Raw genomic sequence first — 13594 nt, 5'->3', positions numbered from 1 at the left:
TTGTTTTTTATTTTATGATTTTATTGATCCATGATTTTCTATTGGCTGATGACTCAATACTTATACCCAAGGTATATTTAGCTAATTTAGTTATTATGTCTTTCTTTCGACCAAAATAATTTTGGTCACTTAACGACTCTTTTGTTTTATACATATAAGGAATGCATATATCAATCTTACGCCCTAGTAATGAGGGTATATCTGAAGTATCTAGCATCTCTCTTGTTATAGGTCTGCTTTCATTTAAGCAAACTAATAGTCGTGTTGCCTGTCGGTTATCTCGTTTAAAACGGTCATATATGTCAATGAATTCTTTGGCAACACGAACTGACACCATACTATTATCTAGTAATATAATAATACAATTAGAATATTCAATATAATCAGTAAGACTCTCTTTCACTGCATTGTGAATTGGCTGATCAAATACAATAAAGTTGTGATTGCTATTTGTTTTTCCATCTATGTCATTTATTTTTTTTCCTCGGCAGAACATAATAAAAAGGTTTTTTTTGTGTTCTGTTATCTCAGAAACCATTTTTTTTTCGGTAACAAGGTCAAGATCCTGAGATCCTTGGTTACCTTGTAATAATAAAGTGGGTAATTGCTTTATATGATTTACTGTATTGGCTAAATGGTAGCTAAGCAGGGTGGTTCCTATCCCCCCTTTACAGCCCAGGATGCTAATAAAAAAGGCTTTTCTTTCTGATTCTATATTAATACCCTTGAGCAAATGCTGCGTTAGTTCAGGCAACTGTGACTGTATATTTAAATATAATATTCCACGTTCAATAAATTGTTGAGCAATACTAATTGAATCAATATCACCGACCAGGATACACCAGCAATCACGGGGTACATGGCTTTTTATTAAGTTTAAAATTTTCACAATGTCATCATTATGTACAATGTCAATAATGACACCGATAGTTTGATCAGGTAAATTTATTGTTGGCATCGTAAAAATATCTTTATTAATTTCTTTTAAATCATTAATTCCGGCGAGACGCACTTTCTCTGATGCATCTTCCGACAGCCATTTTCTGTTGGAAATAATTGAAATAGTTCTTTTTGTTTTATTGTCTTTTTTGTTGATTAAATCTTTATTAAGAATTAATTGCATACATCACCGATAAAGTCATTACTTAGATTGTTATATTTTGAATGTATTTCATTTTTATTTGTCGCACATCCTATTTCGCTATCTTTCTTTGTGCGATAATCATTGAGTTGATATCGGCAATGCCTCTCTTTAGCGCTATCTGATTTGCATTCAGATGATACTTTTTTTGCAGGTATCTCTATTTTAGTCAAAGAGAATGCGCGATCATTCTTATCTGGTTCAATAGTTAATACTGTATATGAAAGGCAGGGGTAAAAGATAATTCCGCCCAATATTAATAACTTCATTTTATGAAACCTCCTTTCCGTAAAAAATCCTTAGCGAGTTTCTTTCTTTTTACTTCCATAATATGAGTAAAGTTAAAAAAACGTTCTAGTGTTGACGTGTGCATAAAATCCGGTAATTCAACTTCTTTTCCGGCAAGCGGCCTCACCAGACTAACGGTTGCAACCACCACCAGTTCGGTCTGTTTATTTTCAGTCTGTGCATTACGAAAAAAGGCCCCTAAAATAGGAATATCACCAATAAATGGGATCTTTTTAAGTGACTCTCTCTCAGTTTTAGTGATCAAACCACCGAGAATAAAGCTTTCACCATCAGCTAATTCTAATGTGGTCGCTGCCTTACGTGTTTCCAGTGTAGGGTAAGCACTTCCCCCTTCAACATTAAATCTCTTGCCTACGTTACTGACTTCTTCATCCACCTTAATGCGGATTTGATTGTTTTTATTCACTTTGGCAGAAATACTCAATTTAATTCCATAGGGTTTATATTTAATCACAGTACTATTCTGAGTTGTATTATATAGAGGTATCTCGCCACCAACTAAAAATGAGGCGCTTTCACCGGATAATACCGATAGATTAGGTTCCGCCAAAATTCTGGCAATAGAATCATCATTAATAGCATGAACTAATGTGCTAATTCCTGTTGCGTTGAATTTTAAAAATTGGAAGGAGCCAACAGACTCTCCTATGGTGCTCCAATCTACGCCGATATTCTCACTAAAATCTTTGGTGACTTCTGCTATGGTTAATTTTACATTGACTTGATTAGGACGAGGTAATTTTATCTTATTAATCACTCCTAAGTAGTTATGGTCGTTAATATATTGGTCTTCATGAGTTTTTTCTTTTTTGTGGTTTATCGCTTCACCAACCATACTGACGATGGTATCTTTCGCCTCTTCTGATTCTGCCTGGCCAGTTAGGATATAACTATCACCTATTTTATTTATTTCTATTTTGCTATCAGGATATTCAATCTTTATTCTTTTATATATGGCATTAATGATATTGTTAACCAAGATGGCTGTTTTTATCATTGGATGGCTATTTTTGTTAAATAAGATAAACTCTGCGGTTCCTTCTTGTTTTGCATAGACAATAATACTATTTTTACCAACCAACTCATAATCGGCAATGGCTGCGGCAGAGGTAAATACAGTATCAATTTCTTCCTGTGTTTTTATAATATAAGACTCACCCATAGATAAATATACAGGTTTGGCATAGGCGTTATTAACTGCTATTTGTACCATTGTAATGGCAAGTAAAAAAAATAGCCTATTTAAGCTGATGTATCCTGGATTGGGTATCCTCATCCTCTTAGCTCTCTTGTTGTACGTAATTTTGGTATAATGTCATGCAAATTAATTGTTTGGTTATTTACGTCTTTGGTACTCGGTATCAGGAATATGTCACCTGATTTTTCTGCTATGCGTATGATATCGATTTCTTCTATTTTTATTACAACCGCTATATAACCAGTTAATAACACATCAGTCTTCTGGTTTTTGTCATTTATTTCTGATAACTCATCTGTTGAATACTTTTTTATTCTTATTACCTTCATGGTGGGTATTATTTTATTTAATGAATAAAGCTGAATTTTCCTATCATTTAAGTCTCTTGTGTTAATTGTGATACCATTCTCTAATCCTTTCTTTTTATCTGTCTCAAGTGTTCTCAATTGCAATGCGAGTACATCTCCAACATGTAAGGTATCCAGTAAATAATCATCTTGTTGTTTTACATCGAATTTATAAATTATTTCACCTTGTTGTAAGTTTAGGTGATTGAATTCATTGCTATCAGGTGAAACTAGGACCTGTGTTGTGATATAAGAACCCGCCAGAAGGTTGGTTTTCAATAAATGGCCGTTGATATTTGTACTGTTTGATATATCACTTTTTAGTAACTGACTTGTTTCTGGCACAGTAATCGTTTTTAGTGCGTAATCATTTTTAGCCAGTAGAATACCTGAAGAGAGATCATGTGTTGATTGTGCCAGGACGATGCTAACTTCCTTTTCTTTTCTCAGATCGACGTAATCATAGGGTATATTTACATCATCTTCGAAATTCATTAGAATGCCGGCAATGCCTATTGCAACAATCAAAAGTGAAAATAATAAAATAAACTTACGATTCATTATAATAACCTTTCTATTATTACTCAGGAGGTGATTTTTTCTATTTAAATGAATATTGCTAATAAAAAGCCCAGGGAGATTGCGACAGCATAGGGAACCCCTCTCTGTTGAATATCTTTCTTATTAACTAATAGACCAGCGATCATCACTACCCCCCCCATAATTGCGGTATAGATAATAAAATCCAGTGATTGTGCTGTGGTTAGTGCAAACAATAATACTGTAATTAGTTTTACATCACCGCCCCCCATAAGTTTAAACCTAAATATAATATAGCCTATGAATAACGTAACTAGTGGAATGACAAGATTAATCGTGTTGTTTATAGAAAATCCAAAGCCTAGGGTATTGAGTGTAATAGTAACAATGATTATATTGCTGATGATCCGGTGACGGATATCGCTATAACACACTAAAAGCAATTGAAATAGTAACAATATAGTTAGCGTTATTGTAATAATATCCAATTTTTTTCCTAAAATATAATGTACACAATATGGCAACCTCAAGTTGCCATATTGTGTAGTTAAACTTTACTTCCCAGTTACAGATTTCTTGGCCGCAGCAACCAGCTCAGTTACCAGTGTATTTAATGGCGATTGAACGGCAGCAATAAGTAGACCAGCTAATGCAATGACCATAACGTACTCAATAACTGAGCCACGATTATCTTTCAGAAATTCTTGAGTTTTAAGTTGCGCAGTAACATAGCCTTTAGTCATGGTATTCATCATAGTAGGAGTGCCTTGTTAAATGGTTATTGGGAGTATTTCCCGTTTTGCTTAAGATATTAAGTCTTCATGTTTCCACTTTACGAATTTAGTTATTAACTATCACCTCGTTCGTAGTGGTAGCCATTAAACATTTTCTTGAGCGGGAAATCCTTTTTTCACCATTATTTAGTCTTTTAAAATTACACTTATCTTATTTTTAGTATTAAATCTGAGAATTATCCCCATTTAATAAGATAATAATGACCAGAACTGAGAGAAATGAGAGCCAGCAGAAAGAGAAAAATGCCAATAGAGAAATCAATTTCTTCCAACGGTCACTTTGTAAAAAACTTTGTTTGGCTAATGGCTGAGGTTCCGATATCACTACATGCCTGAGAGGCAGGGTTGCTCCTATAATTTGAGCTTTATCGGGTATCGTGACGGCCGAGCTGTCGCTGCATTGCAGCTTTTCAGGCTCCTGAGAGGCGGCTATCTGACTGACTGAACCGGTATAGCGCACCCCTTTGCGCGGAATGGTATGAATAAGGGATTCTTTCAGTCCAACCTGAAGGAATGCTTTGCGCAACATATAGAGTTGCCCATAATAACTACTTTCACTAACGGCACCACGCTGTTCCCGCAATACCTGATTGATAATTTGTTCTTTTTCAGTCACGCCATTAAGCAGTAGTTGTAAGAATCTAAGGTTATTCTCAGTTAATATTACCACCGAACCATCAGGGCCATTTAAACAACGTTGTGCGGGAGAAAATAGCACTGTTCCTTCTAATTTAAACACAATCTCATTTGTCTCCATCTTGACGGCTACCTATCCTATATAAGGTGTATATACCCTTTGTTTTTGAAATTGCAGAGGTGTTAGCTGCGCTCGTGATTCGGCCCATTCGTGGGGCTCGTTCCTGCGAGGCTGCTGCTTGTTATCTACCTGCAGCGCCAATAACTTTGGTTATATTTCTTCTTTGAGCATTTAAGGGCTTGTCTTGCTCTTAGTCACTTCTATTTAAACTGAGGAAGTATTTCTCTTTGATATCGTCTGTATTATAAGAAAGTTACCTGTCATGAATAATAGTGACAAGACTATTAAGATCTTTTCATTCCAACCTTTTTAATAACTTTCCGGCGTATTCTTGCATGATGTAATTGTGTTTAACAAGTAGGTATTTAGTTTGATTATACTATTATTTATTATTTTTCATTATCCATTCTTATTTTTATTTTATTTGCATTGCATGGAAAAACCATGATTTTATTAATGTTCTTCTGTGTTTTTAGTGATTTTTAATATTTTTTTATCTTAATTTATTAAATATAATATTTGTTGTGGTAAGTAAAGTCGTAAATATAGAAGAATAGTGAAAAAACTGTAAAGGTTTTAGCCATATAATATCTTTAATCGATGATAGGCCGTGATGGTCATGGGCCTATTGTCTCAATTGTCTGATGTTCCCTGGACTGAAGTATTAGCCTCGGAAAATATCGAATATCGGTCGCAATAAATAATTTTGGCTGGGGCAGGCCGTTGGTTTTAATGGCTACAACGTGTTGTCTGTGAGGATGGGGAAACGGGTGCTGATGCATATCAGGTTAACTTAACCTTCCGTTGCACCGGAAGAACTGAGGTGTTCTGAGGTTACCAAAAGCAACCCCTCAATCCTTGTGCGACAATCTTGAGGCGCTGCGTTGAATAACACTTGAGTTGGCTCTAAGGATCGTATTGAAGAGGCCATACTCACGCGGCCCCATCAGCGTAATGATGAGCCGAAGAAACCAGGAGTGCTTACAAGTTACCCGCATGGTAATAATCTAACCGCAATATCCTCATTTTGTGACGCATCGTTGGTGTACGATTTTTATCCTGCGAGAGAAAGTATCACGGTATGGGGCTAGCGGGTGTGGTGATAAATATTTGGCAATAGTTCAATGAATAAAATGGTTATTCCCCCACCCTATTCCCTTGTTTAAAATACGGAAAAATAATCAGAGTATATAAATAGTTAAATTCCACTACATATCACACCTGATGGTTATAACTGAATTTTTGTTATTATTATATTTATTGCGACTAATCTTCTTTAATAAGGTATTTAATTCTGTTATGGCAGGGTAAGGTAATGGTCTCTCTGTAAGTATATTAATTGATTGACTTATAGTCCCAATAGTTAATAGGTAAAATAGTGCTGTATTTATATTCAAAACAAATACCTTACTAAGGGCGATAGTTGAGAGTTTTTAATCATTCCATGATTAAAATAAGCGAATGTTATTTACATTTTAATAGATTAAATCAATAGGCTATTTAATGTTGATCGGTTGCCTTGATCTTTTGTATTGATTTTATGTTACTTTAGTGATTAATTCTGGTAATTAACCTTTTTACCTACGGGGTTATCAGCGATAAACACCTTGAAATATCAAGGAAATAAACTAAAAAATAAAATAAAAGGGTATTCCCGTGAATTTTTTAAAACATATCACCATCAGGATGGCGTTATTATCTATTCTTGTTGTATTTTTGTTACTCTGGGGTGGGGTTTCGGCTTTTACATTATTTTCACTTAACCAATTAACATATTCTTTACAGGTAAGTTCTAACCAACAGAAAAGCGTTAATATCGTTAACCAAGGTAATGACCAGTATTTTCGCGTGGTTACTCGTTTAATCCGTGCGGCGGCTTATCGGCAAAATGGCGTAACGGCAGAGGCCGATCGTGAATTGGCCTCTGCAGGTGTAGCGCTTAAAAATACCCAAGAGGCTTTGGCTAAATTTAAGCTACAAACCCATGAAGCCGTAGAGCCGTCACTGACAGATAAAACTATTCAAAGTTGGTCGATATTATTAAGTAAAGGGATCGATCCGATGTTTAAGGCGGTCAGCGAAAACCGCTATGAAGATTTCCAACGTTCGTTTAATAACGACTATCCACCACTCAGCCGCGAGTTTGGTGCCGCAGTAGAGAAGTATAATTCGGCTGTAGATAAAGTAACCGAGGCTGCCAGTTTGCGAGTTACATCATTAGTCACATGGTGTCAGCGGGCGCTACTGGCGGCATTAATTGCGGGCATTATTATTCTGTTCCTGACTGACTGTTATCTGGTTAACTTCCTGGTGCGTCCACTGAATTTAATTAAAGCGCATTTTAAACGTTTAGCTGAAGGGCAATTGGGCCAGCCAATGGCCGAATTTAGCCGTAACTGTATTGGGCAGTTGATTCCTTATTTACGTGAAATGCAAAATAGTCTGGTGAATACAGTATCAACTATTCGCAATAGTACTGATGCGATTTATACCGGAGCAGGTGAAATTGCAGCAGGAAATGCCGATCTTTCTTCACGTACCGAACAGCAAGCAGCGGCACTGGAAGAAACGGCAGCCAGTATGGAGCAGCTAAATGCAACGGTGAAACAAAATGCTGAAAATGCTCATCAGGCCAGCAAATTGGCTGAAAATGCATCGGAAATCGCACAAAATGGTGGGCGTATTATTAATGATGTAGTAGCTACTATGAGCAATATTACGGAAAGTTCACGCCGTATTGCGGATATTATCGGTGTGATAAACAGTATCGCTTTCCAGACGAATATTTTGGCGCTGAATGCGGCGGTTGAAGCGGCGCGTGCCGGTGAACAAGGGCGTGGTTTTGCCGTAGTGGCCAGCGAAGTGCGTAATTTGGCGGCACGTAGTGCGCAAGCAGCTAAAGAAATCGAAGGGCTGATCAGTGAATCAGTATCCCGCGTTAATATCGGTTCACGGCAAGTCTCAGAAGCAGGGGAAACAATGAACAGTATCGTTCAGGCAGTGACTAATGTGACTGATATTATGGGAGAGATCGCTGCCGCTTCGGATGAACAAAGTCGTGGGATAAGCCAAATTGGTCAGGCTGTAGCAGAGATGGATGGTGTCACGCAGCAAAATGCATCCTTGGTACAAGAGGCCGCCGCCGCTGCCGCCTCGTTAGAAGAACAGGCTCGTCAACTGGCTAAAGCCGTCTCTGTTTTTAATTTATCGGATAATATGCAAACTGTTAATTATTAGTTAAAATTTGATTTAATTTAAGAAATAAGAACTATTGTCGTAATAATAGTAGAGAACAACCATCGGATATCATTGATAATCAGCGATATCTGGTGGTTTTCTATTACCGATTTAGTGATGAAACGATATAGTAATCTACCTTATTATTAGTTTGCAATAATAAAAAATCCATGCTTTTATCAGGTTAAATAATGAAAATTGCTCATTTTCGTGGCTTTTTATTTTTATTGGCGATGATTATTTCATCGTCATCTTTTGCCATTAACTGCCAACGGGCAGCAACACCGGTTGAATACACAGTATGCAGTAATGAGGATTTACACTGGCTGGATCAGACATTTAGTGATATTTACCAAGACATGTTGGTTAAATATGATACAGAAACAGTGTATCAGCAGCGACAAACATGGGAGAAAGCCCTCAACAGTTGTACCAGTGATAGCTGTATCCAGCGTGCTTATTTTCAGGGCATCGCTTCTATGTCTGATATTGATAAAAATTTTGATTGGAATGGGCAATGGTGGAATATCACCAAAGGCAATGATCGCGGGGGGATTATTAAAATCAACCAGGTTGCCGAGTGGGGGTTCAGTATTGATAGCCGCGCCTGGTCGGGTGAGAATACCGGTAAGTTCAGGGCAGAGGCGCGTAAAGTTGAAGGGTTGGCTGTCGTCGATCTCATTGAAAATACAGCGAGTTGCCGATTACTGTTGATCCCGATAAAAGATGGCTCTTTTCAGGTGCACAGTAATGGCAGTTGGGGTTGTCGTATTTCGATGCCAAAAGATGTCTTTATTGACGGGCAGTACGTTCGGGCAGAAAAGGATCCGCGCGAAGCCCCCACTTTACTCTCGATCGGTATCTTTAGTGATGCTGCTGTTGATCAATCTTTCCGTGGGCTAGTCGGTGATCACTATGCTCAATTTGTTGCTTCAGCCAATGTCTATATTTATAGCCATGATCTCGATACCCGAGGGGCAAAAGTATTATCTACTTGGGTACGAGGTGCCGCAAATAAACGGGCGTCAATAATTATGTATAGCCGTACCGGCCTGATATGGGCTGCCTATGTCGCGCCAGAGAAGAACGGTACTCTGCGGGTTCACTATTTTACTAATGTGCCTGAAGATAAAGATAAAAGACCAAAAACCATTATCGAGTGGCAACAAACTTTTATGGATAACTAATTATATCCTGCGTAATTGGCGCAGTAGGGGCTTACTGCCTGGCTATAGCGCCAATTACTTTGGTTATATGAAAAAGTTTAATAATCTTTTACTCTAAGGTGCCTATCACATTCAATGCCATATCATCGGGTACTTCATTATAAGACAACACATTTAATCCATTACAGAATAAGCGTGCATAACGGGCCACCAATGGCCGTAACTGTGGTGTCACCAATAGGATAGGTTGATGATTTTCTGCTTTCATCTGTTCTTTAATGATCGGCATATTTTGTTGTAACTGACTTAGAATATTTGGATCGACTGGGAAATTATCCAATATGACTTTCCCTGCTTGCTGCGCCTGATTTAGTGAGCTCAGTAATATATTCTCTAATTTATTATTAATGGTATAAACCGCCAAATTCTTATCGTCACCATTGATGCCATTGACGATCCCCGCCCTTAATGCGTAGCGCACATCTGAGGTTAATAACAGTGAGTCTTTGGTCACATTAGCACTTTCTACCAAGGTGGTGGCAATGGTGACAATATCTTTCAACGAGACATTTTCGGTTAATAACTGACGATACACTTTCAACAATTGGCTAAAATTCAATGTGGCAGCCAGATCTTCTGCCAGACGTGGTGACAGTGATTCAAGTCGCTGGTGTAATTGAGTAATATCATCATAATTAAATAACTCGGATAAATGGTCCCGCACCACTTTATTCACATGGGTAGCCACAACACTGGCACAATCAACCAGCTGATAGCCGAAGTTTAATGCGATCGGTTTATTCTGCGGTTCTACCCACACAACGGCCAGTCCATAAGTCGGATCGATTGCCAACACGCCATCGACTTCTCCGTATTGTTCTGCGGTGGGAATAGCCATCAGCTTATCAATATAGACTTCGCCATCCGCCACTTTGACGCCATTAACATTGATGGTGTACTGAGAGGGCTTTAAGCGGAAGTTTTCTCGTACTTTGACTTCAGGTAACAGCACTCCGCAGGTTTCGGAGATGATCTGCCGCACACCACGCAAGCGTTGGATCAGTGGCCGCCCTTTGGCTTCATCAACCAGAGTGACCAGTTTATACCCCAGATTCAGGCCAATAGGTTCTATTACAGGAATGCTGTCCCAATTGAGGTTCAGCGTATTATCTTCAGAGAGGTTCAGGTTGAGGGCCGTAAGATCGGGTTCAGCATCTGCTTGCTGAATTTTTTTACTTTGCTGCCAAGCGGCGAACAGGAGTAATCCGGTAAAGCTGAGAAAGGCAAGATGGGGCATCCCCGGCACGATGGCGAGTATGAACATCACGAATGCTGCGGCATATAAGATGGTCGGTTTTGCCAGTAACTGATCTTTGATTTCATCAGTCATGTCTCCGCCATCGCTCACTCGGGTAACAATAATCGCCGCCGCGGTTGCCAACAACAATGAGGGAATTTGCGCCACCAAGCCGTCACCGATGGTCAGCAAAACATATTGTTGGAACGACTGGCTGGCACTGAGATCGTATTTAAAGATACCGATACAGATACCACCGATAACATTGATCACCAGAATCATAATACCGGCGATAGCATCACCACGAACAAATTTGGATGCACCATCCATTGCGCCGTAAAAATCAGCTTCGCTGGCGACTTCTTTACGGCGTAGGCGTGCCTGTTCCTGATTGATTAGCCCGGCGTTAAGGTCAGCATCAATAGCCATTTGCTTACCCGGCAGCGCATCTAAGGTAAAGCGTGCGGATACTTCAGAAATTCGTTCAGCGCCTTTGGTTACGACGACAAAGTTAATGATCATCAGAATGATAAACACCACAAAGCCAACCACAAAGTTGCCGCCGATTACCACCTGACCAAAAGCTTCAATGACTTTACCGGCTGCACCGACCCCCTCATGTCCATTGAGTAACACCACTCGGGTTGATGCCACATTCAAGGTTAAGCGCATTAAAGTGGCAATCAGCAATACGGTGGGAAATATTGCAAAATCCAGTGGGCGTTTACTGTTTACACTGACTAATAGCACCAACACTGACAGCACAATATTAAAAGTAAATAAAATATCCAATACGATAGGCGATAGCGGTAATATAATCATTGCCAGTACGCAAAGAATTAATATTGGCACAGTGACGTGCGTCTCTCTAAATACATTGGCAAAATAATTAAGTTTATTTTTCATCATGGAATTTCTGCATCTCTTTGGGAATACCAAGGTGGGTATTTAATACCGGTTTATTTGCCAACCCGGAGCGCCAGGACTTGACCTGTCCGACATAGGTCAGTACCTGAGCGATGGCTCGATATAGCTGGGCTGGGACTTGTTGGTTGACCTTGGTGGTATGGTAAATAGCACGAGCTAAAGGAGGAAGCTCAACAATTTCAATATTGTGTTTCTTAGCCACATGCCGAATATACAAGGCAATATCATCTTTCCCCTTTGCCACAATATAAGGTGCGCTGGCCTTCTCTGGGGCGTATTTCAATGCCACTGAAAAATGCGTTGGGTTAGTAATAATAACGTCAGCATCAGGTACGGTTTTATTAATTTGCCCCATGGCAAACTGGCGTTGTAACTGGCGAACTCTGGCTTTAATTTCTGGATTACCATCATTACTTTTATGTTCTTGTTTGACCTCCTGTTTGGTCATTTTCATTTTCTTGGTGAAGAGATATTGACTCAGTGGAATATCAATTGCGGCAAATACGACAATAATAGTAATGAAATATACCAAGATACTGTGATATAGGGTGAACCCTTCGGTAATGGCTTGCTGTAAGGGCAATGCTTGCAAACGCAACAAATCTGCCAGTGAGCTGTTGACCATCAGGTATAGGGTGTAAAGCACGATGCTGCATTTAGCCAGCATCTTCAGTACTTCTGTGCCATTACTGGCAGAGAATATTTTCTTGATACCTGCCAACGGACTGAGTTTTTTAAAGTCAGGTATCAGTTTTACCGGGGTGAAATTCCAGCCACCGGGAATGAGCGTTGCCAATATACTGGCCAACGGGATAGGGGCCAGAGTGAGCAAAAATTTGAAAAAGATAAACAGATTAGTCAGCAGCAACTGTTCCAGTGCGGCGGGGTCATCTATCTTGCCCGCCATACGGCCAACCGTTAAAAATGACTCGCGAATCAACTCCTTGTAATAGGGAAGAAACAGTGTCAGCGTGACTAACGAGGTCACTAATCCTGCGGCCATAGTGACATCTTTCGAACGTGGTATATCGCCTTTCTTTCTGGCTTTAGTCAGCTTGCCGCTGGTTGGCTGTTCACTTTTTTCTCCACTGCTGGATGACATCAGTGCACCTTCATCCGTTCAAGTTGGCTCAGGATCTCGTTGGTCAAATTGAGATAATGATCGGGAACATTGATTGCCAATAACAATAGGCACAGCAAGCCGAACAGCATGCCTATCGGGAAGCCCAGTGAGAAAAGGTTCAAGGTAGGGGAAATACGGTTCAGCAAGCCAAAAGATCCTTGAACGATCAGCATGATAAAGGTGGTCGGCAGTGCCAGCAGTGTGGCGGATGACATAATCCAGCCCAGGCTCAACGCCAGTGAGCGCAGTGAGAATTCATTGATAGCTTCCCCCATCGGCCAGCTACTGAAGCTTTTGTATAGGATGGTGATAAACAGTAAATGCCCATCAAGCGTAAAAAAGAGCAGTGCGCTGAAGACAAAAATGATCTGCGAAATCACGGTAGTTGAGGCACCACTGGTGGGATCGTTCATCACCGCCATACCTAAGCCCATATTCATCGATAAAATTTGACCGGCGGCCTGCAATGCGGCAAAAACCAATTGCAACATTGAACCAAATAACCAGCCCCACAGAAGTTGTTCACCAGTCAGTAAGAGTGAGTTTATCGACAGTAACTCACCGAGAATGACAGGCTGACTGAGCATTGGGGTTATCAGCACGGCCAGCAGTAATGCGCTGCCAATTTTCGCTTTGCGGGTAAACGCCTGATGTTGGATAACCGGGCAAAAATGCAAAAACGACAGGATCCTGACAAAGGGTAGCCAGAGTGCGAATACGGGCGTGGTGAGCATTTGAATATCGATTCCCATTTGTAT

General features: G+C 39.6%; 12 protein-coding genes. 2 read left to right on the top strand and 10 right to left on the bottom strand.

Features of this window, described 5'->3' with window-relative positions; translation table 11 throughout:
* Positions 1–7 precede the first annotated feature (7 nt).
* From AEP37_RS06300 to AEP37_RS06270, 7 genes are all read right to left on the bottom strand, one after another.
* Positions 8–1123, bottom strand: a complete 1116-nt coding sequence (locus tag AEP37_RS06300) for a pilus assembly protein CpaE (protein ID WP_049611498.1) — start codon at positions 1121–1123, stop codon at positions 8–10.
* On the bottom strand, positions 1114–1410 hold the full coding sequence (locus tag AEP37_RS06295; protein WP_049611496.1) for a hypothetical protein: 297 nt from the start codon (positions 1408–1410) through the stop codon (positions 1114–1116). The genes AEP37_RS06300 and AEP37_RS06295 overlap by 10 nt, the downstream gene beginning before the upstream one ends.
* Positions 1407–2726: a type II and III secretion system protein family protein gene (locus AEP37_RS06290; protein WP_049611494.1), complete on the bottom strand. Its 1320-nt coding sequence runs from the start codon at positions 2724–2726 to the stop codon at positions 1407–1409. The genes AEP37_RS06295 and AEP37_RS06290 overlap by 4 nt, the downstream gene beginning before the upstream one ends.
* On the bottom strand, positions 2723–3556 hold the full coding sequence (locus AEP37_RS06285; protein ID WP_049611492.1) for a hypothetical protein: 834 nt from the start codon (positions 3554–3556) through the stop codon (positions 2723–2725). Before AEP37_RS06285 ends, AEP37_RS06290 begins: the two co-directional genes overlap by 4 nt.
* 44 nt (positions 3557–3600) lie before the next feature.
* The gene (locus AEP37_RS06280) at positions 3601–4023 is read right to left on the bottom strand and encodes an A24 family peptidase (protein ID WP_049611490.1); all 423 of its coding nucleotides are present in this window, start codon (positions 4021–4023) and stop codon (positions 3601–3603) included.
* A 66-nt stretch (positions 4024–4089) separates the two neighbouring features.
* Complete coding sequence (locus tag AEP37_RS06275; RefSeq protein ID WP_049611487.1) at positions 4090–4290, bottom strand: hypothetical protein; 201 nt, start codon at positions 4288–4290, stop codon at positions 4090–4092.
* Between the two features lie 202 nt (positions 4291–4492).
* Positions 4493–5086 carry a winged helix-turn-helix domain-containing protein gene (locus tag AEP37_RS06270; RefSeq protein ID WP_049611484.1) on the bottom strand — a complete coding sequence of 198 codons (594 nt, stop codon included), beginning with the start codon at positions 5084–5086 and terminating at the stop codon, positions 4493–4495.
* A gap of 1656 nt (positions 5087–6742) precedes the next feature.
* Here AEP37_RS06270 and AEP37_RS06265 point away from each other — a divergent pair.
* Both AEP37_RS06265 and AEP37_RS06260 read left to right on the top strand, forming a co-directional pair.
* A complete protein-coding gene (locus AEP37_RS06265) occupies positions 6743–8323 on the top strand; it encodes a methyl-accepting chemotaxis protein (RefSeq protein ID WP_049611482.1) in 1581 nt (526 codons plus the stop codon).
* Positions 8324–8514: 191 nt separating this feature from the next.
* The gene (locus tag AEP37_RS06260) at positions 8515–9510 is read left to right on the top strand and encodes a lysozyme inhibitor LprI family protein (protein WP_049611480.1); all 996 of its coding nucleotides are present in this window, start codon (positions 8515–8517) and stop codon (positions 9508–9510) included.
* Between the two features lie 88 nt (positions 9511–9598).
* Here the strand turns inward: AEP37_RS06260 and AEP37_RS06255 are convergent, their stop codons facing one another.
* The 3 genes from AEP37_RS06255 to AEP37_RS06245 are packed head-to-tail and all read right to left on the bottom strand — an operon-like array spanning position 9599 to position 13588.
* Positions 9599–11692: a flagellar biosynthesis protein FlhA gene (locus tag AEP37_RS06255; RefSeq protein ID WP_408068322.1), complete on the bottom strand. Its 2094-nt coding sequence runs from the start codon at positions 11690–11692 to the stop codon at positions 9599–9601.
* Complete coding sequence (flhB, locus tag AEP37_RS06250) at positions 11682–12815, bottom strand: flagellar biosynthesis protein FlhB (RefSeq protein WP_049611475.1); 1134 nt, start codon at positions 12813–12815, stop codon at positions 11682–11684. The genes AEP37_RS06255 and flhB overlap by 11 nt, the downstream gene beginning before the upstream one ends.
* A complete protein-coding gene (locus AEP37_RS06245; protein WP_049611472.1) occupies positions 12815–13588 on the bottom strand; it encodes a flagellar biosynthetic protein FliR in 774 nt (257 codons plus the stop codon). The genes flhB and AEP37_RS06245 overlap by 1 nt, the downstream gene beginning before the upstream one ends.
* Positions 13589–13594: the final 6 nt, after the last annotated feature.

It is taken from the genome of Yersinia pekkanenii, assembly GCF_001152565.1.
Classification (GTDB): Bacteria; Pseudomonadota; Gammaproteobacteria; order Enterobacterales; family Enterobacteriaceae; genus Yersinia; species Yersinia pekkanenii.
Note: the sequence above shows the minus strand (reverse complement) of the source record. Positions and strands in the feature narration are given on the sequence as shown.